This window comes from Candidatus Rokuibacteriota bacterium (genome assembly GCA_016188005.1).
Classification (GTDB): domain Bacteria; phylum Methylomirabilota; class Methylomirabilia; order Rokubacteriales; family CSP1-6; genus UBA12499.
Genome location: JACPIQ010000007.1, coordinates 1 through 26,768 on the forward strand (window position 1 = coordinate 1; position 26,768 = coordinate 26,768).

The following is a 26,768-nucleotide window of genomic DNA, read 5'->3' on the forward strand; positions in this document are numbered from 1 at the left end:
ACCCTCACGGTGTACGCGTACCGGATCCTGTTCCAGACGCTCCAGCTCGGCTTCGGCTCCGCCATCGGGGTGGTGGTCTTCGTGCTCGTCATGGCCGTGGCCTGCGTGTATCTCAGAACGCTGCGCAGAGAGCGCATGACCGCATGACCCCGCGCTCGCTCATCCGGGACGCGGCGATCTTGCTCCTGCTCGCCGCCTACGCGGTCCCGTTCTTCTGGCAGCTGCTCACCTCGTTCAAGCCCGACAGCGAGCTGCTCGTGCTGCCCCCGCTCCTCCCCTCCCGGTTGACGCTCGGCCACTATGCGGCCGTGCTGGAGCGGAGCGTGATGCCGCGCGCGGTGCTCAACAGCCTCGGCATCGCCGCGCTGACGTCGGGCCTCGCCCTGGGCCTGGGCCTCCCGGCCGCCTACGCGCTGGCGCGGCTCCCCGTCCGGGGGAAAGCCGCCCTGATGCTCGGCATCGTCGCCAGCACGGCCTTTCCCCAGATCGCCACGGTGAGCCCGCTCTATCTCCTCATGCGGGCGCTCGGGCTGCGCGATACCTGGGCCGCGCTCGTCCTCGCCGACACCTCCTTCGCCCTCCCGCTGGTGATCTGGCTCCTCACGGGGTTCATCCGGGACATCCCGGACGAGATCGAGGAAGCCGCCGCACTGGATGGCGCGAGCCGGCTGCAGATCCTCCGCCGGATGGTCCTTCCGCTGACCGCGCCCGCCATGGCCTCGGCGGCCCTGCTCACCTTTCTCTTCAGCTGGAACGAGTTCCTGTTCGCCTACACCCTCAGCGCCACCGAGGCGAGCCGCACGGTGCCGGTGGCCCTGGCGCTGTTCCCCGGTGTCTTCGAGGTGCCCTGGGGCGACATCGCCGCGGCGTCCATCCTCGCCAGCCTGCCCCCGATCCTGATCGTGGTGCTGCTGCAGCGCTATCTGGTGAGCGGCGTGCTCGCGGGGGCCCTCAGGGAGTGACCGAGGAACGCGGGGGGGCGCCGGCCGGGGAGGGCCCCCCGCCCCGGGCCACCGGCCTCAGCTCTTGATGCCGGTGACGCTGTAGGCGGCGATGGGGCGGAGGAAGCCCTTGAGCACCAGAGGCTCCACCGCCTGGGCCTCCGCGATCCCCTCGACGCCGGCGTAGACCCGCTGGTTGATCAGGATCTGCCCGCCCTGGGCCTCGCCGCAGAGCCGCGCGGCGAGGTTGGTGACGGTGCCGATGGCGCCGTAGTCCCACCGCCCCTCGAAGCCGATCGCCCCGAGGGTGGCGTACCCCTGGGCGATGCCGATGCCCAGGTGGAGATCGTAGCCCTGCTTGCGCCACTTGTCGGCCATCGCGCCGATTTCCTCGCGGATGGCCAGCGCCATGCGGAGGGCGCGCTCGCCCGGGTTGGGCACCGGCACGGGGTCGTTGAAGAAGATCATCATCCCGTCGCCCGTGAAGCGCTCCAGCGTCCCCTCGTGGGCCAGGATCAGGCGGCCGGCAGCGGCATGGTAGTCGCGCAGCACCACCATGACTTCCTCGGGCTCCGAGGACTCGGCGAACGCGGTGAACCCGCGGAGGTCGAGGAAGACCACCGTGATCTCGCGGCGGTGGCTCGTCAGCGGGTCCGCCGCGCCGCCGGCGACGATCATCTCGGCCAGCTGCGGCGAGAAGAAGCGCTTGAGCCGCCCGACCCGCTCGAGCTCGCCGAGCTGCTCGGCCACGCGCTGCTCCAGCGTCCGGTTGAACGCCGCCAGCTCCACCGCCTGGCTCTCGAGGCGGGCGCTCTGCTCCTGCACCGTGTCGTGCAGGCCCTTGATGCGCAGCATGGACTTCACCCGGGCCACCAGCGAGGCCTGGTCCACGGGCTTGGTCAGGTACTCCTCGGCGCCTGCCTCGAGCCCCGCCACGATGTCCTTCGTGTCGGCCTTCGCGGTCACCATGATGATCGGCATGAAGGGCAGAGAGGCGTCGGCCTTGAGCTGACGGCAGACCTCCACGCCATCCACCTTGGGCATCATGATGTCGAGCAGGATCAGGTCCGGGAGCTTGTCGCGGGCCGCGGCCAGCGCCTGCTCCCCATCCGCGGCCGTGATGATGTCGTAGCCCTGTCCCGTGAGGCGCGTCTGGAGGATGTCCACGTTCATGGGGTTGTCGTCGACCACCAGGATGAGCGGCGGAGTCCTCACGACAGGTACTCGCGGATCGTGGCCAGCAGCGCACGCGGGCTGAAGGGTTTGGTCACGTAGGCATCGCAGCCGGCTTCCCGGGCCTTGACGTCGTCGCCGCTGAGCGCATACGAGGTCACGGCGACGAGAGGGATCCGCCGGAGCGCCGGATTCGCCTTGATGCGCCGGGTGGCCTCGTAACCGTCCAGGCCCGGGAGCTGGATGTCCATCAAGATGAGGTCCGGCGCCTCCGTCTCGGCGAGCCGGACGCCCTCCTCTCCCGTGACGGCCTCGATCACCTGGAACCCGGCGCCCGAGAGGAGATCCCTGAGGATGAGCCGGTTGTCCTCCACGTCGTCCACCACGAGGATGCGCTGGCTCATGCCACCTGCCTGCGCCGCTCCGCCGCCACCCGGACGAGGCGCTTCCGGCGCTCGACGCGGACAGGCACGGTGAACGAGAAGGTGGAGCCGCTGCCGGGCGCGGACTCGACCCAGAGGCGCCCACCGTGCAGCGCGACGATCCGCCTGGCGATGGCGAGACCGAGGCCGGTGCCGCCCTTCTTCCGGGTCGCGGTGCCGTCCACCTGCTGGAACTCCTCGAAGATCTTCTCCTGGTCCTCGGGGGCGATGCCGGGACCGGTGTCCGTGACGGAGACACGGAACACGTCGTCGGTGACGACGACGCCGAGGGAGACCCGGCCAGTCTCGGTGAACTTGATGGCGTTGCCCACGAGGTTCAGGAGCACCTGGGTGAGGCGCCGCTCGTCGCCCGCCGCAGGCGGAAGATCGGGCGGCAGCGCCACCTCCAGCCCGAGGCTCTTCTCCTTGGCCAGCCCCTCGACCGCCTGCGCGACGCCGCGGACGAGATCCGCCATGGAGTAGTCCGCCACCGCCAGGTTGAGCTGCCCCGCCTCGATCTTGGAGAGGTCGAGCACGTCGTTGATGAGGCCCAGGAGGTGGTGCCCGCTCTTGTCCACACGCCCGAGCACGGCGCGGATCTTGTCGGGCACCGAGCCGTAGGTGTCGTCCAGGATCAGCTCCGTGTAGCCGAGGATGGCGTTCATCGGAGTGCGCAGCTCGTGGCTCATGTTGGCGAGGAACTGGGACTTGGCCCGGCTCGCCACCTCCGCCGCCTCGCGCGCCTCGCGCGCCGCCGTGAGCGCCTGCTCCAGCTCCTCGTTGGCGCGCGAGAGCTCGCCCGTTCGCCGCCTCACCAGCTCCTCGAGCCTGTCGGCAGCCAGCTTGCGCTCCGTGACGTCCACGGTCAGCCCGCGGAGCGCGGTCGGCCGGCCCGCGCTGTCGAGCACCACGTGGACGAGGTCGCGGAGCCACACCTCCCGACCGTCGGCAGTCAGGGAGCGATACTCGACCTCGTGGTCCTTGGTCGTCTCGAGCGCCCGGCGGGACACCTCGCTGACGGTGGCGCGGTCGTCGGGATGGATGCGCTTGACCCAGAACCCCCGGTCCGTGAGCCACTGGTCCACCGGGTAGCCGAGGATTCCCTCGGCCCGCTGGCTCACGAAGGTGAACGAGAGGGTGTCCGCCTCGGCCTCCCACACGATGGCGTCGAGCCCCTGGACCAGGTCGCGGAAGCGCTCCTCGGAGACCCGCCGGGCCGCTTGCAACCGCTCCTCCTCCGCCAGATCCTCGACGATCATCAGCAGCCGGGCCGCGTCGTCGGTGGCCAGCCGGATCCCCGTGAGCGTGATGCGCACCGGGCGCGTCTCCCCCCGGGACACGAGCTCGGCCGCGACGAGGGTGTCGTGGAGTGGGACCCCGGTGCGCATGACCTCGCGGGCGCGCTGCCTCAGGGCGTCCACGCGGAGGAGGTCGTCCAGCGGGCGGCCCACGACCCCGTCCAGGGTCATGCCGAGCAGGTCGAGGAGGGCGCGGTTGCCCGAGAGCACGCGCAGGTCGCCTGTCAGGAGGAGGAGCCCGGAGGGGACGGTGGCGAGGATCTTCTCGGCGTAGCCCTTCAGCGTGATGATGGCCCGCTCCTGCTGGATCTGCTCCCGCAGGAGAAGCGCTCGTTGCTGCTGGCGCCAGAGGCCGATCAGCAGGCCGCCGAGCGCGAGGAGGAGGAAGGCCGCCGCAAGCCCCGCCAGCCGGCCGGCCTGGTAGAACCCGGCGAGCGCCTCGTCCTGATCCATCTTGACCACGAGCGTCCACGGGGTGGCCGGCAGCCGCCGCGCGGCCGCGAAGGCGGAGGCCATGCGATAGTCCGTCACCTCGCCGAAGGCGGCGCTGCCCGCCGGGGCCGTGCCGGCCAGGACCGCCACCTCCTGGAGCGAGCGCTCCGTGCTCTGCCAGCCGGCCGATGCGTAGCCCAGCGGGGAGACGTACGCCGGCAGGCCGGCGCCGAACTGCGCGAGAAGCGTCTCGCCGGTGCGCGTGCCCGCCGTGGCGCTGGTCACGAGCGGGAAGAGGGAGGTGTCGGCCCGCATCCGGAACAGGACGACTCCGATGATGGCCCGCGCGGCGCTGCCGGTCCCCTGGGCATGGACCGGCACCGCGATGCCGAGGGAGGCGCGCCGGGAGCCGTCCCTCTCGATCGTGATGCGGAAGGTGTCCCCGCGCACCGCGCCCGCGGCGGCGGCGGCCTCGGAATCGGTGGTCGCGACCGACGAGTAGCGCGCGAGCGTGCGCCCCCTGGCGTCGAGCACCGCGATCGCCGAATAACCGTAAGTCTTCGCGGTCCGATCGAGCTGCGAGACCAGCTGGGCCCGCACGTCGCCACCCGTCTCCGGAGCCGCCAGGAACGCCCGGATCGCGGGGGAGCCAGCCAGGAGCTCGGCGTCTGCTCGCCGCGCGGCGAGCCAGTCCGACACGAGTCGGCCGCGGTCCTCGGCGAGCGTCGTCAGCCGCGTGCGGATCTGTGCCTCCGCGGCCCGACGCTCGGTCTCGATGTGGTACCACATGAAGCCGGCGACGGCGACCACGACCAGGAGGAAGGCCCCGGCGTAGACCCATCCGAGACGTTCCCGGTAGGACCCTCCCGCCGGCCGCGGGCGTGCCTTCATGGCGACGACACCTTCGGCTTGTCGAGGAATCCGCGGACCTTCGCCAGGAGGGCGCGCGGGCTGAAGGGCTTGGCGACGTAGTCGTCGCAGCCGGCCGCCAGCGCCTTGGCCTCGTCCCCGGCGAGGGCGTAGGACGTCACGGCGATGATCGGGATCCGGCGCAGGGCAGGGTTGGCCTTGATGCGGCGGGTGGCCTCGTGACCGTCGATGCCGGGGAGCTGGATGTCCATCAGGATGAGGTCCGGCACGTGCTGCTCGGCGAGCTGGACCGCCTCCTCGCCCGTCGCGGCCTCCAGCAGCTCGAACCCCGCGCCGTCGAGGAGGTCGTGGAGGATGCGCCGGTTCTCGTCGTGATCGTCCACCACCAGGATCCTGCCGCTCATGGCTCCGGCCTCCGACGATCTGCCGCCACCGGGACCGGCTGCTGTCGCCGCTCGAGGCGGATGGGCACGGTGAAGGAGAAGGTGGAACCGCGGCCCGGGGTGGACTCGACCGAGAGCCGCCCGCCGTGCATCTCCACGATGCGCTTGGCGATCGCGAGCCCCAGCCCGCTCCCGCCCTGCTTGCGCGTGCTCGAGCTGTCCACCTGCTGGAACTCCTCGAAGATCTTCTCCTGGTTCTCGAGAGCGATGCCGGGACCGGTGTCGGTGACGACCACGCGGAAGGCGTCGTCCTCGACGGTGACGCCGACGGCGACCCGGCCGGCCTCGGTGAACTTGATCGCGTTGCCCACCAGGTTCAGCAGCACCTGCGCGATCCGGCGCTCGTCGCCGCGGGCCGGCGGAAGATCCGGGGGGAGGGTGACGGTCAGCTCGAGGCTCTTCTCCGACGCCAGCGCCTCCGCCGCGAGGAACACCGTCTGGACCACCTCCTTGATCGAGTAGTCCGTGACGGACAGCGTGACCTGACCGGCCTCGATCTTGGAGAGGTCGAGCACGTCGTTGATGAGGCTCAGGAGGTGGCGCCCGCTCTTGTCCACCCGGTCGAGTACGCCTCGGATCTTCTCCGGTACCTCCCCGTAGGTGTTGTCCAGGATCAGCTCGGTGTAGCCGAGGATGGCGTTCATGGGGGTCCGCAGCTCGTGGCTCATGTTGGCGAGAAACTGCGACTTGGCCCGGCTGGCCGCCTCGACCTGCCGGGTCTTGTCCTCCAGCGCCCGGAAGATCTGCGCATTCGCGATGGCGACGGCCGCGTGCGACGCGAAGGTCTGGAGCAGCCCCACGACGCGCCGCGGGATGGGGCGGCCGCTCGGCTTGTTGTCGCCCGCCAGCACGCCCACGGTGACGCCGCGGGCGATCATGGGGACGGCCAGGAAGCTCCGTGTCCGGATGGCCCGCATTCCGGAATACGGGGGCCCGAGGCGGAGCTCCGGTGGGAGCGGGTTCTCCTCGTCGAAGAGCAGGGGCGCGCCCTCCTGGTACGCCTTGGACATGGCCCCGGCCTGCCCGAGAGGGATCTCGGCCCCCTCGAAGTCCTTCCACTCGTCCTCGGAGAAGCCGGCCCCGGCCAGGTTGACCAGCCGATTCGTCTCCTCGTTCACGGCCCAGACGTACACGCGGTCGATGATGCCCATCTGACTCGCCGCCTCGAGGACCCGGTGGAGCTGCTCCTTCAGGGAGAGCGGCTCCTGCATGGCGGTGGAGAGCCGATAGAGGCGCTCCATGTTCCCCGAGAGACGCTCCATCTCCATCCGCTGGCTGTGGATCTCCTGGAAGAGCCGGGCATTGTCGATGGCGATGGCGGCCTGGTGCGCGAAGGTCCCGAGCAACCCGATCTCCCTGTCGGTGAAGGGACGCACCTCCGTCCGCCGCAGCAGGATCGCCCCGACCGGCGTGCCCTCCCTCATCAACGGTGTTGCCAGCGCCGTCCGGAGCCCCAGCGCCTCGTCGAAGGCGCGCCCTTCCGGGTACTCCGAGGCCGGCGTCGCCGCCACGTCGTGGACGTGGACCGTCGCCCGGTCCGCCACGGCACGGCCGGGGACGGAGCCGCGGCCGATCCGGATCGTGGCCTCGCCGGCCTTGTGACGCGGCAGGTCGCCGTAAGCGGCCACCGCCCGGAGCGTCTCGTCGTGGACCTGGAAGACCACGGCGCCGCTGGCGCCGCAGAGGCGGGCGCCGTGGGCCGCCACGGCGTCGAGCACGGGCTGCGGGTGCGTCGGCGAGGCGCTCAGCACGTGCAGGATCTCGCTCGTGGCCGTCTGCTGTCTGAGGGCCTCGGCGAGCTCCCGGGCCTGCTGCTCGATGGTCCTGCTGGTCTGCGCGACGCGCCGCGCCTGCCGGTAGTTCACGATCCCGAACGCCGAGGTGTAGAGGAGGATCCCGGCGACGCTGAGGCCCAGCGTCAGCGGGCTCGAGGTCGGCTCGAAGCGGAACCCGATGAGCGAGCCCGTGCCGAGGGCGGCGACCACCATCACGCCGAGGGCCATGACGGAGAACCGGATGCCTGCGACGCTCAGGATGGCCACGTTGAGGGCGGTGACGAACATGGCCGTGGGCCACGGGCTGAAGGAAGCCTGCGCCGCCCAGCAGCCGATGATCAGGGCATCGCCCAGAAGGTTGGCGAACTCGCGGTTCTTGGAGCTGCCCGCGGACCGGGCGTTGAGGAAGGCGAGATGAGGCCAGAGGAGGCTCTGGGCGATGAGCAGGCCCCAGAGGAGAGGTCTGGCCCCCCGCTCGTAGAGGACCGAGGCGAGGACCATCCCGATCAGCGCGTGGCCGACGATGCGGACCCGGTAGTTGAGCGGGACGAGGGGATGGACACGGCGTGCAGACGCCGGAGTCGCGCCCGGCTCGCTCACTCCCCTCGCCCTTTACGCATCAGATCCTGCCGGAGTGTACGGGCGGGTCCTGGACGTGTCAAACAGTAGTGGGGGAGTCCACGGGCGCGGAGGCGGGGGGGGCATGCTCCGGCCCAACATGAATAAAACGCCCATCTCCCCCGTCTCGTTCGCCCGATGTTCCTGCAAGCAATCCGATGGATTCGGGAAACATCCGGAGGGCCCGCGCCGTCTTACCTACACGAGATCTCCCATCGGGGACTGGCGGCCCATGGCGCAGCGCTCCATCGGGGGCGGCCCGGGGGCGAGAGGAGTCGGTCATGAGCGCGAAACGGGTTCTCGCGACGCTGCTGGCGCTGGCGATGATGCTGCCCGCGGGGATGGCGCAATCACAGGCCCAGCCTCAAGCACCCGCTCCACCGGGCAATGAAGAGCAGCAGGGACAGGACGTCCAGACCACGCCGGCGCGCATCAGCTACATCAATGGGCAAGTCTCCTTCTGGCGGCCAGGGGCTGAGGACTGGGCGCCCGCGGCGATCAATACCCCGCTCGCCCCGGGCGATCTGCTCTACACCGGGCCCGACGGCAACGTGGAGGTGCAGATCGGGGCCCGTGCCTTCGTGCGCGCGGCCAGTGGAACCCAGCTCGGGCTCGACAACCAGGAGCCCGACTTCGTCCAGTTCAAGGTGACGGCCGGGCATGCCGCCGTCGATCTGCGCGAGCTCTCGCCCGGCCAGACCATCGAGCTCGACACCCCCAATGCCGCCCTGACGATCGAGCATACCGGCTACTACCGCGTCTCCGTGGCCGAAGACCGCAGCGCTTTCATCGCGCGGCGAGGCGGGCGGGCGAGCCTGACGCCGGCCAGCGGTGCCGCCGTGGGGCTGGAGTCCCAGCAGCAGCTGCTGGTAACAGGGACCGACGCGCCACGTGTCCAGGCGACGGCGGCCCCGGAGCTTGCCGCCTGGGACCGCTGGAACTACGAGCGCACCGGTCAGCTCGTGAGCTCGCCGAGCGCGAAGTACGTGCCCAGGGGCGTGTACGGAACGCAGGAGCTCGACCGGCACGGCAGCTGGCGCACGGTCGAGACGTACGGGACGGTGTGGGTCCCGAGAGCCGTTGCGGTCGGCTGGGCGCCTTATAGCACCGGGCGCTGGATCTGGGACCCGTTCTATGGCTGGACCTGGCTCGACGACGCCCCGTGGGGCTGGGCGCCGTATCACTATGGCCGCTGGGTCCACGTGAGCGGCTTCTGGGCGTGGACGCCAGGCCCCATCGTCGTGCGGCCGGTCTACGCGCCCGCTCTCGTCGTCTTCTTCGGCGGCCCCGTGATCCACCGGCCCGTCGCCTGGGTGGCGCTCGGCTGGGGCGAGCCCTCCATCCCGTGGTGGGGACGCCCGGGCTTCGTCGGCCGGCCCTGGTGGGGCGGCTGGGGCGGTCCCCGCGTGGTCAACAACGTGGTCATCAACCGGACGAGCGTGGTCAACGTGACCAACATCACGGTCTACCGGCACACGTCGGTGCGCAATGCCGTGGTCGGCGTGTCCGCCGAGCGCTTCGGCCGCGACCACGTCTCCCAGGCCCGCGTGGCGAGCGTCGACGTGCGCCAGCTCGAGCCCGTGCGCGGCCGGCTCTCGGTCAAGCCCGCCGCGGCGAGCCTGATGCCGGCCTCCGGCGCCGCGGTGAAGCCGCCGGAGCAGGTGGTGAAGCGGTCGGTCGTCGCCACGCGCGCCCCGCGCGATGTCTCGGCCCCGCTGCGCGCCGAGGGGCTTGCTCACCGTTCTGTGCCCGCGGCGTCAGGTCCCTCCCCCTCGGCTTCCTCCGCGACGCTCTCCGCCCAGCCGCCAGCGCCGAAGATCGTTCCCGCGCCGCCGCGCGGCCGGGCCGCTGCGAGGGGCGAGGACGGGCGTGGGCCGGCGGCGAGGGACGAGGGCTCCAGGCCGGACAAGGCAAGGAGGGAAGGGCAGGATGCCAAGCAGCCACCGGAAGCGACGCAGCCGAGAGACGGCAAGAGTACTGCCACCGAGCCGCCGCGTTCGGACCGGCAGCCCGGCGTGACAACCGCGCCCCGTACGGCGCCGCCTGCCGAGACGCGGCAACCGGAGGTCAAGCCCGGCCGGTCGACTCCGCCGCCGCTTCCCCGAGGCGAGCGCGCTGGTCCCAGGCGCGAGGAGCGGAGTGGTGAGCCGAGGGTGGAGCGTGGAAAGCCGGCGCCGCCCGCCCCGGCCCCGCCCGCGCCTGCCAAGGCACCGCCTGACCTCCGTCAGGGACGGCCCGTATCGCCGCCCGCTCAGGCACCGCCGCCGCCTCGAGGCGCGCCCCAGCAGAGCGCGCCTCAGCCCGACCGGGGTAACGACCGCAGCAAGCGTGAAGAGCCGCGGGTGGAGCGTGGAAGGCCGGCGCCGCCCGCCCCGGCCCCGCCCGCGCCCGCCCAGGCACCGCCTGACCCCCGTCAGGGACGGCCCGTACCGCCGCCCGCTCAGGCACCGCCGCCGCCTCGAGGCGCGCCGCAGCAGAGCGCGCCTCAGCCCGACCGGGGTAACGACCGCGGCAAGCGTGAAGAGCCGGGGGTGGAGCGTGGAAGGCCGGCGCCGCCCGCTCAGGCGCCGCAGCCGTCACAAGGCTCGCCTCAGTCCGACCGGGACAATGGCCGCGGAAAGCGGCAGGAGTCGAGGGCAGAGGCGCGCTAGGGCGCTCGTGAGGTCGCTCTCAGCGTCGGCCCGCATGCCTGGCAAGAAGCTCCCCGTGTGCTCGTAGCCGACCGCCGGGCTCCACAAGAAGCGTCTCCAACCCAGCGCAAGTAGTCCGTTGCGCTGACGGAGCGAGCGCCCCTTGACGGCGCGGCGCCCGACCGGGCACTATCGCTCGCGGTGGACATGGCTCCGGACGGGCGGGCGCGAGCCGAGCGTGGGGGGATGCGATGGCCGTGACGTTTGCCGAGGTGCGTCGCACCTTCCGCTGGGAGGACGCCGTGGGGCGGCTCGACTGGAATCCCGCGCGACGGCTCAACCTGGCGCACGAGGCGTGCGACCGGTGGGCACGCGAGCGGAGCCGCGTGGCCCTCGTCTGGGTCGGGGCGGGGGGCGAGTCGCGCACCTTCACCTACTTCGACCTCGCGCGGCTAGCCGGCCGCCTGGCGAATGTGCTGCGCCGGCTCGGCATCGGCCGGGGCGACCGGGTGGCCGCGCTGATGCCGCGTGTGCCCGAGGCCTACGTGGCCTCCCTCGCGGTGTGGAAGCTGGGCGCCGTCTTCGTGCCGCTCTTCACGGGGTTCGGGCCCGAGGCCCTGCGCCATCGCCTCGCCAGCAGCGGCACGCGCGCGGTGCTGACCGAGGCCCGGTACCGGGACGTGCTCGGGGCCGGACTCCACGACGATGTGCCGGTCGTCGTGGTCGCGGGCGAGCGGGGGCGAGGGCTCGTGCGCGGCGACCTGAGCTTCTGGGCGGAGGTGGACCGGGCCGACCCGGCTTGCGCCACGGTGGAGACACGGGCGGAGGAGCCGTGCACGCTGATGTTCACGTCCGGGACGACCGGGCTCCCCAAGGGGTGCGTGATCCCGCATGCCGGTCTCGTCGGCCTGATCCCCTTCGTCGACCACGTCCTGGGCCTCGGCCCCGAGGATTTGCTCTGGGCGACGGCCGATCCCGGCTGGGCCTTCGGGCTCTTCACGACCGGCGCGGTGCCCATGGCCCTCGGCCACCCGCGTCTCGTTTACGAGGGCGACTTCAACGCCCGGGCGTGGTGGCAGGTCGCCGAGCAGCATCAGGTGACTCATCTCACTGGGGCCCCGACTGCGTACCGCTCCCTCGTCGCGGCCGGCGAGGACGTCGTGGCCGGCCGCCGGCTCGCGATCCGGCGCGGGACCTCCGCGGGCGAGCCGCTCAACCCCGAGCCCATCCGCTGGCTGGCCGAGCACGGCGGCTTCGAGGTGTATGACGGCTACGGGCTGACCGAGGTGGGGATGGTGACGGGGAACCCGCGGACGGTGCCGCACACGCTCAAGCCCGGGTCGATGGGGTTCCCGCTGCCCGGGCACGAGGTCGCCCTCCTCGACGCCACGGGGCGCGAGGTCGGCGTCGAGGAGCCTGGAACTGTGGCGGTGCGACGGCACCCCTGGTTCCTGAGCTACACCTACTGGGGGATGCCGGAGGCCTGGGCCGCCCGGTGGCAGGGCGACTGGTTCGTCACCGGCGACACCGCCTGGGCGGATCGCGACGGCTACCTGTGGTTCGTGGGGCGGGAGGACGACGTCATCGTCACCTCCGGGATGAACGTCGGGCCCTTCGAGGTCGAGAGCGCGCTGGGGGCGCATCCTGCCGTGGCCGAGGCCGCGGTCGTCGGGGTGCCCGATGCCCGGCGCGGGCAGCACGTCAAGGCGTACGTGGTGCTGCGCGGGAGCGCGCGCGGGGGCCCCGAGCTGGCCGCGGATCTGCAGGTGTCCGTCCGCGAGCGCATCGGTCGGCACGCGGCCCCGCGCGAGATCGAGTTCGTCGCGTCACTGCCGCGGACGGAGAGCGGGAAGATCCAGCGCGCGCTCCTGAGGCGGCAGGCGGCGGCGTCCAGCGCCCAGGCGTAAGGGCTCGCCGAGGAGGGCGACCATGGCACTCAGGACTGCGAACGACTACCGGGCGGGGCTGCGAGACGGCCGGCGCGTGTGGGCCGCCGGCCGCCGCATCGAGGACGTGACGGCCGATCCGATGCTGCGGGTCACCGTCGACCACTCCGCCGAGGTCTTCAGTCTGGCCGAGCAGCCGGCGCTCCGGCCGCTCTTCGTGTACGACGACCCCGAGCTGGGCGAGCCGGCGAGCGCGTACTTCCGCATCCCGCGCACGGCGGCCGAGCTCAGGGCGCGGGGGGACCTGATCGAGGAGAACACGCGGCAGCAGCGCTCGACGTTCAACATCACCAAGGCGGTGGGCACGGACGTGCTCCTCGCCCTGCTCGTCGTGGCTCGTGAAGTGGACGGCGCGCTCGGCACGGGCTACCTCGACCGGGTGCGGCGCTACCGGAACGGTTGCGCGCGGCGCGACGTGACCATGGCGCTCGCCCAGACAGACGTCAAGGGCGACCGGAGCCTGCGGCCCTCGCAGCAGGCGGACCCCGACCTCTACGTCCGCGTCGTCCGACGCACGACGGACGGCATCGTCGTGCGCGGCGCCAAGGCCCACACCACGGCGGGCCCGGTGGCGGACGAGCTGATCGTCATCCCGACCCGCGCGTTCGCCGAGGAGGACCGGGACTGGGCGGTGGCGTTCTCGACGCCGCTCGCCGCGCCCGGCCTCACGATGATCTGCCGCCCCATCATCACCGAGGCGGCCTCCGCCTTCGACAACCCCGTGAGCCGGCGCAACATCGAGATCGAGTGTCTCACCGTCTTCGAGGACGTGTTCGTTCCCTGGGAGCGCGTCTTCCTGTGCGGCGAGTGGCAGTTCGCCGGCCGCCTCGCCACGGCGTTCGCCACCTTCCACCGCTACACCGCGGTGAGCTACAAGCCGCCGATCGGCGAGATGTTCTGTGGGGCCGCCGCCCTGGCCGCCGAGTACCACGGCCTCGAGCGGGCGGGCGCCATCCGCGGCAAGATGGCGCGGTTGGCCATGTACACGGCGCTCACGCGCGCGGCGCGGCTGGCCGCGGCCTCCGAGTGCCGCTTCGCCGACGGCATCGCCGTTCCCAACGGCGCCTACAGCAACGCCGGCAAGCACTACTTCGCCAGCGAGTTCCACGACGTCGTGGCGGTGCTGCAGGACGTCGCCGGCGGCCTCGTCATCACCGCGCCGACCGAGGCCGACCTGGCGAACGCCGAGACCGGCCCGCTGATCGAGAAGTACCTGGCCGGCGCCAAGGGCATCGGGGGACGGCGGCGGCTGGCCCTCATGCACCTGATCCGCGACCTGACCGCCTCCGACTTCGGCGGGTACAACATGCTGGTGACGCTGCACGGCGAAGGATCGCTCGAGGCCCAGCTCCTGGGCGCCTATCGCGACGCGGACATCGACGGCATGAAGGCTCTGGTGGCGCGCGCGCTCGCGCCGTGAGCGCGCGCCCCATCCCAGGGTGATCGCCAGGGGTTCCACGCTATCCGGATTAACGACCAGTGGAGGATCGTCTTCCGCTGGGAAGACGATGGCGTCACCAGGGTTGAGGTGACCGACTACCACTAGAAAGGTGGGCAGAGCACCCTAATGAAGCCGAGCAATCCCATCCATCCCGGCGAGATGCTCCTCGAGGAGTTCCTCCGTCCCTCGGGCGTGAGCCAGCGCCAGTTCGCGGCGAAGCTCGGATGGACGGCCGCCAAGCTCAACGAGCTCGTGAAGGGCAAGCGAGGCGTGACCGCCGATTCAGCGCTCGATCTGGCCAAGGCGCTTGGCACCTCTCCCGAGGTGTGGATGAACCTACAGATGATGTGGGACCTGCGCCGGGCCGAAGTCCGCCGCAAGGCGTCGTAGCGGGGCTTCTGCTCGGCGGACCACTATCTTCGTGCGGCGCGCCCGATAAGCTCCGCCCACTCTGGGACCTCTGCCGTGAGCCCGGCGGGCAGCGGCCAGGTGCGTCGGCCCTTCGTGCCGCGAAGGCGAGTGAGCGTGCCGACCGCTTCTCCAGCCGCTTCGGCGAGAAAGTCCTCCGCCCAGCCGAGCACCTTGTCGGTCGTTTGGCCCCGGCAACGATAGAAGGCGCCCCGCTCATGGCCCAACAGCTCGCTCGGGGCGCCGCAGACGTAACGCGGCGCAGTGGAGTCAGGATGGGGTCAAGAGACGACGAGGGGCTAGCGGCGACTGCCGCTAACCCCTCGTCGCTTCGTGGTTGCGGGGGTCGGATTTGAACCGACGACCTTTGGGTTATGAGCCCAACGAGCTACCGGGCTGCTCCACCCCGCGGTGACAGTTACGAAGTCTACTCCGTCTGGCGGTGGGCCGTCAACCCCGCATCGCGCGAGGCCCCTGAGGCCGCTGGAGCCCGAGCTGCCCCATCTCGGGAGCATTCAGGCGCCGGGGTGGAGTGGAGCGGCGGCGCCGGCGCGTGTCTCGCGCCTCACGAGCCCGCCCACTTGGCCTCACTTCACGGCTGGGCACCGGGGCCCGGATCAGCGCCTCTCCTCTCGCCATTGGGGGTTTCCCTGACAGAGTGCAGCTTGCCGGCCGAAAAAGGTCTTGGGGAAATCCTTCGCTGTGGTGCTGCCGGAACGCGGCGGGAATGCTATAGTGCAGGACGTGGTTCGAGAAACGCTCCGGAATCGAACTTCGATCACTGTCGAGAACGGAATCATCGAGTCCGATCAGGCCCCGCGCTGGTACGCTGTGCGCACGCGCTCGCGCCACGAGAAGAAGGTCCGGGATCAGCTGCTCGAGCGTCAGATCGAGACCTTCCTGCCGTTGTGGGAGCGCTGGAGCCCCTGGAAGGATCGCCTCAAGAAGATCGAGGCGCCGCTCTTCTCCGGCTACTGCTTCGCCCGCTTCGTCGTGTCCGAGCGCGTGAGGGTGCTCAGCACGCGTGGGGTCGCCGGGCTCGTTGGCACCGCGGGACACGCCGAGCCCCTTCCGGACGAGGAGGTCGAGGCCATCCGGCGTCTGGTGGCGAGCCGGTTCCGCTACGATCCGCACCCCATGCTCGAGGAAGGCATGGAGGTGGAGGTGGTCCGCGGCCCGCTGGCGGGGGTCCGCGGAACGCTCCTGCGCAAGGACCGCTCGACCCGCGTCGTGATCGCCGTGCGGCTGATCCAGCAGGCCGCGGCCGTCGAGGTGCACCCCGGAGACGTGGTCCGGGTCTGATCCGGTTCGCGCTCTCGTCTCAGCGGGCGCGGGCGCGGCGCAGCAGGACACGGGCCTCGCGCGCCTGGGCCGTGCTCGGATACTCCCGCGTCAGCCGCTCCCACGTCCGGCGCGCCCGCTCCTCCTTGCCGAGCTTCCGGTAGCAGAGCCCGATCTTGAGCAGGGTCTCCGCGGTCCGACGCCCCCTGGGGACGGCCGCCAGCAGCGTCTCGAACTCCGCCAGGGCGCCCTGGGGGTCGTTCTGGCGGTAGAGGATGTCGCCCGCCGCGAGTTGAGCGCTCTCACGGAGCGGATGGGTGGCATGGTTCGCGATCAGGTCCTGGAAGAGGAGCAGGGCCGCGTCGAGCTCTCCCGCCCGCATCCTGGATATCCCACTGTCGTACAGCTCCTGGGCGGGCTCGGTAGTGGGGGACGGGAGGGACGGGGGGGCGGGACTCACCTGGGACGGGGCAAAGCCACGCGGGACCGCGGCCTCGGCGGCGCCGGGCACGGTCATCTCGCCGACGCGGCGCTCGAGGGCCCGGAGCTGATCCTCGTGCCGCTGGGAGGCCTCCACCAGGCGGGCCAGGGCGTTCTGCAGCTCGGCGAACTCGGTGGTCATCCGGGCGATCTCTTCCGCCAGCCGGGGCGAGTCGGTGGAGCGGGAGGAGTCGGGAGAGGCCGGGGTCGCGGCTGGGGTCGGGCTGGGCTCGGACCGGGTGGGCTCGCTGCGCGGCGCGGCAGGAGGCTCGGCGCGCCCTGCGGTGGGGGCGGCGCCGCGACCGGCGAGGCCCGCGCAGCCGGAGAGGCCGGCCGTCACCAGCAGCGCAAGGGTCATGGCGGCCAGCCGCATCAGGGGGCGCCCCCGGACTCGATGGTCACGGCAGCCACGGGCCAGGCGGCCTGCTCCGCGCGGAGTTGGAGGACGAGCGGATGCTCCCGCGCCAGCGGGACGTCCAGCAACCAGGTCCAGGGACCCGGCCGCTCCACCGGCGAGTAGCCGCGCGCGATCTCTCCGCGGTCGAACACATAGCGGCGCTCCACGAAATCGAAGCGGTGCAGCTGGTGGCCCACGACGAGCACGCCCTCGCGCGTGACGCAGAGGACGTAGTCGATCAGCTCCGGGGGCTCGGCGCGCGTGAGCCTCATGGCTCTGGCCCGCGCGGGCAGCGCGCGCGCGACGGCATCGCTGAGCTGCTCCACCGTCGCGTACGGCACCGGCGCCCGTCTGAGCGCCAGGAGCTCGCTGCCGTCCCGCCGCAGGCGGAAGGACGGCGGCTCGTCCCGCGGTGGGCGCGGCGCCTGGCCGGCCGCCGTGCCGGGGATCGCCACGAGGCCGGCCAGCGCCAGCAGCCCGGCGCGCCGGGTCATTCACCCATACCCCGCGGGAAGCGCCTCAGCGGTCACCCAGCCACTGCGCCCCGGCACGGTCATGCGCACGACGGGGACGGGCGAGCGACTGTCCGCCTCGACTCGAGCCGCCTCGGCCACATCGCAGAGCCGCGCGAGCGCGACGCCCCGCCGGCCTGCCTGCGCCAGGAAGTCTCGCAGCACCCCGAGCCAGGGCCCGCCCTCGACCTCGGCGTGGAGCGTCAGGACGTTGAGCCCGGGCCGGAGGCTCCGCACGAGGGCTCCCGCCACGTCCTTCGTGCGCCCCAGCAGCTCGTCCACCGTCGCCATGGTCGTCGGGATCTGAATCGTGTCGAGCGCCCGCGGACCGACCAGGGGCCGGAAGGGAGCGAGGCCCCGCACATCGCTGCCGTAAGCGTACGCGAACTCGTCCTGGACCACCAGGGCTTCCGGCGTGGTCCGCCACCCCGGGGCGGCGCTGGCCTCGGGCGCCGCGCCGAACACGGACTGGAAGGCGCCTGCCGCGGCCTCGAGATCCGCGCGGATGCGCGCGGCAGACATCCGGTGCACGCGATCCTGCCACCCGACGTGGTCGAAGCCATGCGGGGCCACCTCGTGCCCCTCGCTGGCGATCTGTCGGAGCAGAGCCGGAGCCCCGGCGCCGACGGGGCGGGCGGGGAGCAGTGTTCCCGCCAGGACCGTGGACAGCCCGTAGAGGCGCAGCGCACGGGTGCGCCACATCTTGGCCAGGAAGCTCGGTCGCCAGGCCCGCCTGAGCGCCAGGCCCGACCGGTCCGGGCCCATGGTGACGAAGAAAGACGCGCCGAGGCGCTCCCGGCGGAACAGATCGAGCAGCCGCGGGACCCCCTCGTCGAGACCCCGGCGGGTATCGACGTCGATCCTCAGCGCGACTGTCGCTTGAACCACTCGATGGTCCGCGCGAGACCCTCCTCCAGGGGAATCTCGGCCCGCTCGCCGAGGAGCTCGCGCATCCGCCGCACCGCGGGCACCCGCCGCGGGATGTCCTCGTACCCGCGGTCGTACACGGCCTCTTTCGGGACGAAGGTCACGCAAGAGGACGAGCCGGCGAGCCGCACCATCATGGAGGCCAGGGTGGCGATGGAGACCTCCTCCTCGGAACCGATGTTGATGGCCTCGCCGACGGCCGCGGGCGCCAGCCCGGCCGCGACGGTGGCGCGCACCGCGTCGTCGACATAGGTGAACGAGCGCGTCTGGCTGCCGTCCCCGATGACGGTCAGGGGCTCCCCGCGCAGGAGCTGACCCATGAAGATCGTCACGACGCGCCCGCGGTCCATCTGGTCGAGGCGCGGGCCGTAGACGTTGAAGTAGCGCAGCACCACGACGGGGAGCCCCATGCGCCCGAACGCGAACCCCAGGTGCTCGGCCGCCGCCTTGGAGGTCGCGTAGCACCAGCGGTCGACCCGGGTGGAGCCGAGCAGCCGGTCGCCCTCCTCGTCGAAGGGCACGGCCAGGCTGCGTCCGTAGACCTCCGACGTGGAGGCGAGCACCACCTTGCGGCCGTGCCGGAACGCCGCCGCCAGCACCTCCTGGGTGCCGTTGATGTTCACCGTCAGGACCTGGTAGGGATCGCCGACGTAGTGCTCCACGCCGACCACGGCCGCCAGATGGTAGACCAGGTCGGCCCAGGCCACGAGCCCTTCGAGGATGTCGCGGTTCAGCACCGACTCGCGAATCATCCGGAAGCCGGCTTGCGTGCGGAGATGGCGCACCTTCGCGTCGGAGGCCAGGTCGAGCACCGTGACCTCGCTGCCGCGGGCCAGCCAGGCTTCGGAGAGATGCGAGCCGAGGAAGCCGGCCCCGCCGGTGATGAGCACTTTCATGGTCGCCTCTCCAGCGACTGGCCGGGGACGAGCCCCCGCCGGCCGACCCACTTCTCCGCCGGCTCCTCCGGTCCTCCGGCCTCCTGGACCCGCCGGACGAGCAAGCCGCCCCCGCCGGTGGCCACCACGATGCCCTGACCCGGCCGCACCTCCAGCAGGGTCCCCGCCGCCGCGCTCGCCGTCGCCTCGGCCAGCGCTCGGCCTTCCCACAGCAAGAGCCTGGCCGGCCCCTCGCCGGCGAAGGCGCCCGGGTAGGGATGCGTCACGGCCCTGATCATGTTGGCGATGCGCTCGGCCGGCCACTGCCACTGGACCCGGCCGTCCGCGGGGCGCCGCCGCGGCCAGAGGCTCGCCCGCGCGGCGTCCTGCGGCTGCCGCGGCGCCGTGCCGGCCAGCACCTGCGGGTACCACTCGAGGAGGAGATCGACCCCTTCTTTCACCACGCGGTCGTAGAGGCTCGGGGCCGTGTCGTCGGGCTCGATCTCGATGGGGACCTGCGCGACGATGTCCCCCGCGTCGGCCTCGGCGGTCATGTGATGCAGGGTGACGCCGGTCCGCGGCTCCCCGTTGACGAGGACCCAGTTGATCGGCGCGCGGCCGCGATAGGCGGGCAGCAGCGAGCCGTGCAGGTTGAGCGCCGCCACGCGCGGCACGCGCAGGAGGTCGGCGCCCAGCAGGCGGCGATACCAGACGCTCAGGAAGACGTCGGCCCCGAGCGCGCCCAGCGCACCGACGACCTCGGGCACGTTGGGCGAGGGCGGGGCGAGGACGGGGATCCCGGCGGCCCGGGCCACCTCGGCCACCGACTCGAACCAGTCACCCTCGGTGGGGTCGTCGGCATGCGTCACCACGGTGACCACGCGCTCACCGCGGGCGAGCAGGGCCCCGAGCGCACGCGCGCCGAAGGTGTGATAGGCGAAGAGCACCCAGCGCGCACCGCTCATTCGAGAATCTCGCTGATCACGTAGGGTGGCCTCCGGCGGACCTCCTGGTAGATGCGGCCCACGTACTCGCCGATGAGGCCGAGCGCGAGGATCTGCAGTCCCACGAAGAAGAACAGGATCGCGAAGAGCGTGAACACGCCCTCCACCTCGGGCCCGACCAGGAGGCGCCGGATGCCGAGGAAGACGGCGAAGCCGAGCCCCAGCGCCGCCACGAGCACCCCGGACAGGCTCACCGCCTGGATCGGCAGCAGCGAGAAGCCCGTGAGGAGGTCGAAGGTCAGCCGGAGGAGCCGGAAGAGGCCGTACCGGGAGCGCCGGTCCGTGCGCGGGGCGTGCGCGACGGGGATCTCCGCCACCGAGGCCGCGAGCGTGTTGGCGAGGGCCGGGATGAAGCGGGAGATCTCCTGGCACGCGAGCATGCGGTCCACGACCGGGCGCCGGTAGGCTCGCAGCATGCAGCCGTAGTCGCGCATGGGCACGCCCACGGCGGCCGACGTCAGGCGGTTGACGGCCCACGACGCGGCGCGGCGCGGCCACGGGTCCTGCCGGCTCTGCCGCCAGCCGCCCACCACCTCCGTGCCATCGGCCATGCGCGCCAGGAGCCGCGGGATCTCCTCGGGCGGATTCTGCAGGTCGGCATCGAGCGTCACCACCACGTCACCGCGCGCGCGCTTCATGCCGGCGAAGACGGCCGCGTGCTGACCGTAGTTCCGGGCGAAGCGGACCATGCGGACGGCCCGGTCCTGCTCGTGGAGCGCCCGGAGGATATCCGTCGAGCCGTCCGTGCTCCCATCATCCACGAAGACGATCTCCCAGGGCTGCCCCACCTCCTTCAGGGTCCGCACCAGGCGCTCGTGGAGATCCACGAGGGTCCGCGCCTCGTTGAAGACCGGGATCACCACCGAGACGACGGGGAGCGAGAGCTCACGGCTCATGGGCGCGTACCAGGAGGCAGTCGTTGTGGCCCCCGAACCCGAAGGAGTTGGAGATGGCCGCCCGGAGCGGGGCGGCCACGGGGGCGTTCGGGACGTAGTTGAGGGCGCAGTCGGGGTCGGGGACCTGGTAGTTGATCGTGGGCGGGGCCACCTGGTCCCGGAGCGCCAGCACCGTGGTGATCAGCTCGATGGCCCCCGCCGCCGAGATCGTGTGGCCGATCATGGACTTCGTCGAGCTGACCAGCAGCCGGTCGGCATGGGGCCCGAAGACCTGGCGGATCGCCGCGGTCTCGACGCGATCGTTCATCGGCGTGGAGGTCCCGTGGGCATTGACATAGCCCACCTCCGTCGTCTCGATCCTCGCGTCCGCGAGTGCCGCGCGCATGGCACGGACGGCTCCCTGCCCGTCCGGGGCCTCATCGGTGATCCGGTAGGCATCGCAGGTGGGGCCCCAGCCGGCCAGCTCCGCCAGCGGCTCGGCGCCCCTCGACCGGGCGTGCCCGGCCTCCTCCAGGACGAGGAAGCCGGCGCCCTCGCCCATGACGAAGCCGTCGCGGCGGGCGTCGAAAGGGCGGCTGGCCGTCTCGGGCGCCTCGTTCCGCCGCGACATCACGCCGAGGAGGCAGAAGAGCTGGACCTCGATGGGCGAGACGATGCACTCGGCGCCCCCGGCCAGCGCGACATCGATGGCGCCCCGGCGGATGGCTCGAAGGGCCTCGCCGACGGCCTGGGCCGAGGAGGTGCACGCGGTCTGGAGCGTGGCCCCCTCGCCCTCGATGCCGAACATGCCGGCCAGGCGCGCCCCAAGGTACTGCGGAAGGGTGCGGTACAGGCGGCCGCTCGCGAAGCGGCGGGCGAGCTCGCCGGCGAAGCCGCGCGGGGTCACGGGCTCGCACGGGCCGCGGCCGGCATAGGCCATGGCGCCCATCTCCCGGAGGTCCTGGCGCTCGCCGGAGGTGCCGACATAGACCCCGGCGCGTCGGCCGCGCACCGCCCCCATCGCCCCCGCCTGCTCGAGGGCTCCGCGGGCCGCCCAGACGCCCACCACTGCGCTCCTGGGTTCGAGGGGGTCGAGGCCCGCGGCCGCGCGGAGCTCCGCCAGCAGGATCGGGTCGGACAGCGAGGCGGCAATCTGGGTGGGCAGCCCCGTGGGATCGAAGTGCGTGATGCGCCGGACCCCCGAGGTGCCGGCCTGGGCCGCCTTCCAGAAGCGCTCGAGCCCCACGCCGATCGGGGTGACCACATCCATTCCGGTCACGACCACGCGCCGCACCCGTGAGCCCTCAGGCGAGAAGCGAGTAGCCACCGTCCACCACCAGGACCTGGCCCTGGATGGCCCGGGCCGCGGGGCTGGCGAGGAAGCACACCACCTCGGCGACAGCCTCGGCGGAGGTGAGGGATCCGCCCGGCGTCCGGGCGCGCACCGCCTCCAGGAGCGCTTCCCCTTCCGGGAACGCGCGCCACACGTCGGTGGCCACCGCGCCGGCGGACACGGCGTTGACCGTGATCCCGCGGGGAGCCAGCTCGACGGCCAGGTAGCGCGTGAGTGCCTCGAGAGCCGCCTTCGAGACACCGACGGCGGCGTAGCCGGGGATGACGCGCCCTGAGCCCAGGCTCGTGAGCGCCACGATCCGCCCCCCGGCGCCCATGAGGCGCGCAGCCTCCTGGGCGCAGAGCAGGAGGGGCCGCGCATTGGTGTTCATGACCCAGTCCCACTGCTTGGCCGAGAGGTCGACCGGAGCCCTCAGCACCCCCGAGGCGGCATTGCTGACGAGTACGTCGAGCCGACCGGCCACGCGGCCGATCTCCGCCCCCATGCGGCTGATCTCGTCGGGCTCCTTGAGGTCGGCCTGGATGAGGTGCGCAGCGCCGCCGCGCGCCTGCACGTCCCGCGCGGTCTTCTCGGCGGCCTCCCGGTCGACGAAGAAGTTGATGAAGACGCGCGCGCCCTCCTCGGCGAAGCGGAGGGCGATGGCGCGGCCGATGCCTCGGGCGCCGCCCGTGACCAGCACCTCGCGGCGCGCGTCCGGCGGGCTCACGGCGCCGCTCCGGCCGCCGCGGCGCCGGGCGGGGTCGCCGTCAGGACCCGGTACAGCTCTCGCAGTCGCTCGGCGCGGGACCGCGCCTCGGGATCCCCGCCGACCTCCTCGACGGCCAGCTCGAGGGTCGCCGTCGCCGCCGCCCGATCGGCCACGCGGGCGATGGCGCCGATGGTCCACCGGTCCTCGCCGGCCTCGCGCCGGGCGCAGCGCAGGCGGAGCTGGTCGCCTGGCGTCACGGCACGCCGGAAGGAGGCCGCGGACACGCGCTCGAGACGCCCGACCCGCTCGAAGCCGTGAGTCAGGGCCACGAGCAGCTGGGCGCTCTGCTCGAAGGCCTCGAGGATGAGGGCGCCGGGAAAGATGGGGCAGCCGGGAAAATGGTCGTCGAAGATGTCCTCGGAGGCGCTCACGTTCTTGAGGGTCTCGATGGCGCACCCTGGCTCCACCGCGAGGATCCGGTCGACCAGGACGAACCGCATGCCGCGGATAGCCGGCTCAGGTGCCGGTCGCGAGACGCGAAGCGGCCCTCAATTGCCCCGCCAGGTACTGGACCAGGGCCCGGACGGTGAAGCGATTCAGCACCTCGTCCACCACCACAGGAGAGTGGAGGCTCTCGAGGAGGTGAGGCATCAGCCGATCGACGGAAAGATCGCCGAACTCGAGGCCCATCCCGCCCAGCTCCGCGAGCAGCCGCTCCGCCAGCGCCGCCGCCAGACCGCGGTCGTCGCCGGGCGCCCCCGGCACGCCGTGGCGGATCGCGAGGTGATCGAGCATGGCCGGGATCGTGGCCGGCGCCACGGTCTTCAGCTCCTCGGCCTCGACCGGCGCCCCGTAGCGCTCCCGCAGCACGCGGGCCAGGATCTCGAAGCCGCGCCACTCCAGGAGCCGGGCCTGGATGAGCCGGGCCGGGACATCGACGCCGAAGGTCTGCTGGCACTTGAAGCTGATGTCGAGGAAGTCGATGGACTCGGCCCCGAGATCGCGCACCAGCGAGGCGTCGTCGATGACACCCGCCTCGTCCACGCCCAGCGACTCGACGAGGATCTTCCCGACGCTGGCCCGGATCTCCGCCGGCGTCCAGAGCTTGTTCGTATCCGGCTCCATACTCTCCCTTCCTCGCCTACCCGAGGCCGCCGTCCACCGCGATGACTTGCCCCGTCACGTAGCTCGCCTCCTCCGAGGCGAGAAAGGCCGCCACGGCTGCGACCTCGGCCGGGCTGCCCACGCGCCGCATCGGAATCAGGTCGCGGAGCCTGCCCGCGGCCATGCCGAGGAAGGGCCGGCTCATGTCGGTCTCGATCAGCCCCGGAGCGACGGCGTTGACCGTCACCCCCCGCGGCGCCAGCTCCGTCGCCAGCGCGCGGGTGAGCGCATTGACGCCTCCCTTGGAGGCGATGTAGTTGGCCTGGCCGCGGGCGCCCCGCGACACCGTGACGGTACTCACGTTGATGATCCGTCCCCAGCGCCGCTCCAGCATGGGCCGGGCAGCGGCGCGGCAGCAGTGGTACACGGCGTCCAGGTTCGTGTCGAGCACGGCCCGCCAGTCCTCGTCGGCCATCTCCACCAGGAGCCCGTCGCGGATGATCGCCGCGTTGTTGACCAGGACGTCGAGTCGCCCGCAACGGGCGAGCGCCGCCTCGATCAGCCCGCCCGCCTGGACCCGGTCGCTCACATCGGCCTGGTGGAGGAAGGCCTGGCCTCCCGCCCCCTCGATGGCGCTGAGCGTCTCCTTGGCGCGCTCGTGCTGCACCCGGTAGTTGATGCACACGGTGGCTCCGGCCCGGGCCAGGCGCTCGGCGATGGCACGCCCGATCCCGCGGGAGGCGCCGGTGACGACGGCAACCCGGCCGCTCAGGTCAGCCCGCACGCTCGGCCTCGGCAGGCGCCGACGCCTTGCCCAGCATCAGCGCCGAGCATTCGCCGAAGAAGCCCAGGGACAGAACCAGCGCGCGCTCCGGCGAGGCCGGGCGGGCGCCGTCCCCGTTCGCGACACCGGGGGGGAGCATACCGTACTCGATCGCGAGCGAACAACCCAGTAATTCCGCCGGGCTCGAGGCGGCCCCCAGATCCCCGTGAGCCCGCTTGAGCCTGACCCGTCGAGGCCCGTCAGCTCCAGTGCCGAATACCGCGGCCAGCGCGCGTTCCTCGGCCTCGTCGTGGGCCGGCGCGCCGTCGGCATGGAGCGCGATCAGGTCGGGCATGCCGCCGGCCTCCGTGAGCACCTCTTCGATCACCCCCGCCAGCCGGCGCCCGAGCGCCGCCGGATCGGCCGCCGGCGTCAGCCGTCCGTCCCCGGCCGCCGCGGCGGAGCCCAGGATCTCGCCGTGGATGGCCGCGCCGCGGTCGCGGGCCCGCTCCGCGGCCTCGAGGACGAGGAGGCCGCTCCCCTCCCCCGCCACGAACCCGGGCTGGTCGCCGGCATCGGAGGCGAGCAGGCCCGAGCCCCAGTAGCTGGCGAAGATGAGCCCCTCCAGGGGCGCGTCGGTGCCGCCACAGAGCACGACATCCAGGGCTCCTTCCGCGATCATCCGGGCGGCCTGGCCGACGGCCCGGGCCCCACCTACCGGTCCCTCGAGCAGCGCTCGGCAGGCCCCGCGGGCGTCGTGGGCGATGGCGAGGTGGCCGGCCGCGAGGTTCGGAAGCGTCTTGAGCGAGTAGTCGAGCGGATTGATCTGGTGCATGCAGAAGGCATTCGCCGCCGCCATGTCGAGGCTGCCGGCCGCCTCCGGCGACTCGGCAGCGGCCAGGTACTGCGCCATCGAGGCCAGGTCCCAGGACAGCACGTTGACGCCGAGCACCACTCCCAGGCGTTCCGGGTTCCCCGCTCCCGCCGCCAGCCCCGCCTCCTCCATCGCCAGAGCCCCGGCAAGCATGGCGAGCAGCGTGGCCCGGTTGTAGAGCTTCTGCTGCTTGCGGGGCAGCCGACCCAGATGCGGCGCCAGGAGCTCGGCCGCGATCTCGGCGCCCCGGGAAACAGGCAGGCCCAGCGCGGCCAGCCCGGCCGTCTGGCCCACGACGGCGCGGCCGGCGCAGAGCCCCTCCCAGTACTGCCCGGTGCCGACACCGAGGGGCGAGACGATGCCCCGTCCGGTGAGCACCACGGCCCGGGGCCTCACGCCTCCCTCGCGCCGGGCCAGACGGCGGTCGCGGGAGCGCTCACGCAGAGGTAGAGTAGCTGCGCGGTGGCGATCTGCTCCGTCCCCGCGTACACGGTCCCGCTGACCTCCGCCAGGGCCGTGCCATCGGCGGCGCACGAGCTGGCCACGAGCTCGGCCACGGCCCGCAGCGGCACTCCGGGCCGCGCGCAGCCGTGGAACCGCGCCTCGCGCGCCTTGAGCAGGAGCGGGAGCCGGCGCTCGCCGAGCCGGCGGAAGATCAGGTGACCGCCCGCCATCGCCAGGAGCTCCAGCACGAGGCTGTTCGGCACGCGGTCGGGACCGGCCGGACCCGACAGCGCATCGTCGCCCGGCGGGAAGGTCTTGACGATCTCTATGCGGGCCCGGGGCTCGAGCTCCAGTGCCACGATCTCGTCCGCGAAGCGGTAGCGCATCAGGACGGCACCAGGAGAACCATGGCGATGGCGTGGGACTCGGTGTGGGAGAGCGACACGGCGCCGGCAGCGAGCCCCTGGCCTACGAGTGCCTGAGCCGTCGCTCCGTGGAAGGCCAGACCCGGCGCCCCGACGGCATCACGGGTGACCTCGACGTCACGCCAGGTCATCGCCCCCGCCAGGCCTGAGCCCAGCGCCTTGAGGGCGGCCTCCTTCGCGGCCAGCCGCGCGGCAAGCCGCGGCCAGGACTTCGGGCGGGAGCGGCAGTAGTCCAGCTCGGCCTCGGTGAAGACGCCTCTCAGGACGTCCTCGCGATCCTCGAAGCGCGCGCGGAAGTCGGCCACATCCACGAGATCGACCCCCACCCGCGCTCCGACCACCGCGGCCCCGCGTCCGCCACGCCGCGC

Annotated in this window: 27 protein-coding genes and 1 tRNA gene; 8 read left to right on the top strand and 20 right to left on the bottom strand. The window is 72.3% G+C overall.

Features of this window, described 5'->3' with window-relative positions:
• The coding region (locus HYV93_01165) for a sugar ABC transporter permease (GenBank protein ID MBI2524567.1) at window positions 1-147 on the top strand (147 nt) is incomplete at its 5' end.
• Window positions 144-962 carry a carbohydrate ABC transporter permease gene (locus HYV93_01170; protein ID MBI2524568.1) on the top strand — a complete coding sequence of 273 codons (819 nt, stop codon included), beginning with the start codon at window positions 144-146 and terminating at the stop codon, window positions 960-962. The genes HYV93_01165 and HYV93_01170, both read left to right, overlap by 4 nt.
• A 57-nt stretch (window positions 963-1,019) precedes the next feature.
• Here HYV93_01170 and HYV93_01175 read toward each other — a convergent pair whose 3' ends face one another.
• Genes HYV93_01175 through HYV93_01195 form a run of 5 tightly spaced genes read right to left on the bottom strand, consistent with a single transcriptional unit; the run spans window position 1,020 to window position 7,954 of the window.
• Window positions 1,020-2,156: a response regulator gene (locus HYV93_01175; protein MBI2524569.1), complete on the bottom strand. Its 1,137-nt coding sequence runs from the start codon at window positions 2,154-2,156 to the stop codon at window positions 1,020-1,022.
• Window positions 2,153-2,518 carry a response regulator gene (locus HYV93_01180; protein ID MBI2524570.1) on the bottom strand — a complete coding sequence of 122 codons (366 nt, stop codon included), beginning with the start codon at window positions 2,516-2,518 and terminating at the stop codon, window positions 2,153-2,155. The genes HYV93_01175 and HYV93_01180 overlap by 4 nt, the downstream gene beginning before the upstream one ends.
• Window positions 2,515-5,157 carry a PAS domain S-box protein gene (locus tag HYV93_01185; GenBank protein MBI2524571.1) on the bottom strand — a complete coding sequence of 881 codons (2,643 nt, stop codon included), beginning with the start codon at window positions 5,155-5,157 and terminating at the stop codon, window positions 2,515-2,517. Before HYV93_01185 ends, HYV93_01180 begins: the two co-directional genes overlap by 4 nt.
• Entirely contained in the window at window positions 5,154-5,540 is a 387-nt protein-coding gene (locus tag HYV93_01190; GenBank protein ID MBI2524572.1) for a response regulator, read from the bottom strand. The genes HYV93_01185 and HYV93_01190 overlap by 4 nt, the downstream gene beginning before the upstream one ends.
• Complete coding sequence (locus HYV93_01195; protein ID MBI2524573.1) at window positions 5,537-7,954, bottom strand: GAF domain-containing protein; 2,418 nt, start codon at window positions 7,952-7,954, stop codon at window positions 5,537-5,539. The genes HYV93_01190 and HYV93_01195 overlap by 4 nt, the downstream gene beginning before the upstream one ends.
• Window positions 7,955-8,253: 299 nt before the next feature.
• Between HYV93_01195 and HYV93_01200 the strand changes: the two genes are divergently transcribed.
• The 5 genes from HYV93_01200 to HYV93_01220 all read left to right on the top strand — a co-directional run bounded on the left by HYV93_01200 (window position 8,254) and on the right by HYV93_01220 (window position 14,379).
• Window positions 8,254-10,623 (top strand): hypothetical protein, encoded by a 2,370-nt coding sequence (locus HYV93_01200; protein ID MBI2524574.1) that lies wholly within the window; start codon window positions 8,254-8,256, stop codon window positions 10,621-10,623.
• A 230-nt stretch (window positions 10,624-10,853) separates the two neighbouring features.
• The gene (locus HYV93_01205; protein ID MBI2524575.1) at window positions 10,854-12,509 is read left to right on the top strand and encodes an AMP-binding protein; all 1,656 of its coding nucleotides are present in this window, start codon (window positions 10,854-10,856) and stop codon (window positions 12,507-12,509) included.
• A gap of 22 nt (window positions 12,510-12,531) precedes the next feature.
• Window positions 12,532-13,968 carry a 4-hydroxybutyryl-CoA dehydratase gene (locus HYV93_01210; GenBank protein ID MBI2524576.1) on the top strand — a complete coding sequence of 479 codons (1,437 nt, stop codon included), beginning with the start codon at window positions 12,532-12,534 and terminating at the stop codon, window positions 13,966-13,968.
• Window positions 13,969-14,010: 42 nt separating this feature from the next.
• Window positions 14,011-14,094 carry a hypothetical protein gene (locus HYV93_01215; protein ID MBI2524577.1) on the top strand — a complete coding sequence of 28 codons (84 nt, stop codon included), beginning with the start codon at window positions 14,011-14,013 and terminating at the stop codon, window positions 14,092-14,094.
• Window positions 14,095-14,115: 21 nt separating this feature from the next.
• Window positions 14,116-14,379, top strand: coding sequence for a HigA family addiction module antidote protein (locus tag HYV93_01220; GenBank protein MBI2524578.1), 264 nt, complete (start codon window positions 14,116-14,118; stop codon window positions 14,377-14,379).
• A gap of 352 nt (window positions 14,380-14,731) precedes the next feature.
• Here the strand turns inward: HYV93_01220 and HYV93_01225 are convergent.
• Window positions 14,732-14,808 (bottom strand) — tRNA-Met (locus HYV93_01225).
• 324 nt (window positions 14,809-15,132) lie between these two features.
• Here HYV93_01225 and HYV93_01230 point away from each other — a divergent pair.
• Window positions 15,133-15,699 carry a UpxY family transcription antiterminator gene (locus tag HYV93_01230; protein MBI2524579.1) on the top strand — a complete coding sequence of 189 codons (567 nt, stop codon included), beginning with the start codon at window positions 15,133-15,135 and terminating at the stop codon, window positions 15,697-15,699.
• Window positions 15,700-15,718: 19 nt separating this feature from the next.
• Here HYV93_01230 and HYV93_01235 read toward each other — a convergent pair whose 3' ends face one another.
• Genes HYV93_01235 through HYV93_01300 form a run of 14 tightly spaced genes read right to left on the bottom strand, consistent with a single transcriptional unit; the run spans window position 15,719 to window position 26,726 of the window.
• On the bottom strand, window positions 15,719-16,516 hold the full coding sequence (locus HYV93_01235; GenBank protein ID MBI2524580.1) for a tetratricopeptide repeat protein: 798 nt from the start codon (window positions 16,514-16,516) through the stop codon (window positions 15,719-15,721).
• 14 nt (window positions 16,517-16,530) lie between these two features.
• Complete coding sequence (locus HYV93_01240; protein ID MBI2524581.1) at window positions 16,531-17,049, bottom strand: hypothetical protein; 519 nt, start codon at window positions 17,047-17,049, stop codon at window positions 16,531-16,533.
• On the bottom strand, window positions 17,050-17,955 hold the full coding sequence (locus tag HYV93_01245; protein MBI2524582.1) for a 4-deoxy-4-formamido-L-arabinose-phosphoundecaprenol deformylase: 906 nt from the start codon (window positions 17,953-17,955) through the stop codon (window positions 17,050-17,052). It abuts the gene before it with no gap.
• A complete protein-coding gene (locus tag HYV93_01250) occupies window positions 17,931-18,890 on the bottom strand; it encodes an NAD-dependent epimerase/dehydratase family protein (GenBank protein MBI2524583.1) in 960 nt (319 codons plus the stop codon). Before HYV93_01250 ends, HYV93_01245 begins: the two co-directional genes overlap by 25 nt.
• Window positions 18,887-19,834: a formyltransferase gene (locus tag HYV93_01255; GenBank protein ID MBI2524584.1), complete on the bottom strand. Its 948-nt coding sequence runs from the start codon at window positions 19,832-19,834 to the stop codon at window positions 18,887-18,889. The genes HYV93_01250 and HYV93_01255 overlap by 4 nt, the downstream gene beginning before the upstream one ends.
• Window positions 19,831-20,769, bottom strand: a complete 939-nt coding sequence (locus HYV93_01260) for a glycosyltransferase (GenBank protein MBI2524585.1) — start codon at window positions 20,767-20,769, stop codon at window positions 19,831-19,833. Before HYV93_01260 ends, HYV93_01255 begins: the two co-directional genes overlap by 4 nt.
• Window positions 20,759-22,018 (bottom strand): beta-ketoacyl-[acyl-carrier-protein] synthase family protein, encoded by a 1,260-nt coding sequence (locus HYV93_01265; protein ID MBI2524586.1) that lies wholly within the window; start codon window positions 22,016-22,018, stop codon window positions 20,759-20,761. Before HYV93_01265 ends, HYV93_01260 begins: the two co-directional genes overlap by 11 nt.
• A gap of 34 nt (window positions 22,019-22,052) precedes the next feature.
• Complete coding sequence (locus HYV93_01270; protein MBI2524587.1) at window positions 22,053-22,808, bottom strand: SDR family oxidoreductase; 756 nt, start codon at window positions 22,806-22,808, stop codon at window positions 22,053-22,055.
• Entirely contained in the window at window positions 22,805-23,290 is a 486-nt protein-coding gene (locus tag HYV93_01275; protein MBI2524588.1) for a beta-hydroxyacyl-ACP dehydratase, read from the bottom strand. The genes HYV93_01270 and HYV93_01275 overlap by 4 nt, the downstream gene beginning before the upstream one ends.
• A 16-nt stretch (window positions 23,291-23,306) precedes the next feature.
• Window positions 23,307-23,915, bottom strand: coding sequence for a hypothetical protein (locus tag HYV93_01280; GenBank protein ID MBI2524589.1), 609 nt, complete (start codon window positions 23,913-23,915; stop codon window positions 23,307-23,309).
• Window positions 23,916-23,931: 16 nt separating this feature from the next.
• Entirely contained in the window at window positions 23,932-24,678 is a 747-nt protein-coding gene (locus tag HYV93_01285; protein MBI2524590.1) for a 3-oxoacyl-ACP reductase FabG, read from the bottom strand.
• Window positions 24,668-25,927 carry a hypothetical protein gene (locus tag HYV93_01290; protein MBI2524591.1) on the bottom strand — a complete coding sequence of 420 codons (1,260 nt, stop codon included), beginning with the start codon at window positions 25,925-25,927 and terminating at the stop codon, window positions 24,668-24,670. The genes HYV93_01285 and HYV93_01290 overlap by 11 nt, the downstream gene beginning before the upstream one ends.
• Complete coding sequence (locus HYV93_01295) at window positions 25,924-26,361, bottom strand: hypothetical protein (protein ID MBI2524592.1); 438 nt, start codon at window positions 26,359-26,361, stop codon at window positions 25,924-25,926. The genes HYV93_01290 and HYV93_01295 overlap by 4 nt, the downstream gene beginning before the upstream one ends.
• Window positions 26,361-26,726 carry a 4'-phosphopantetheinyl transferase superfamily protein gene (locus tag HYV93_01300; protein MBI2524593.1) on the bottom strand — a complete coding sequence of 122 codons (366 nt, stop codon included), beginning with the start codon at window positions 26,724-26,726 and terminating at the stop codon, window positions 26,361-26,363. The genes HYV93_01295 and HYV93_01300 overlap by 1 nt, the downstream gene beginning before the upstream one ends.
• Window positions 26,727-26,768 lie beyond the last annotated feature (42 nt).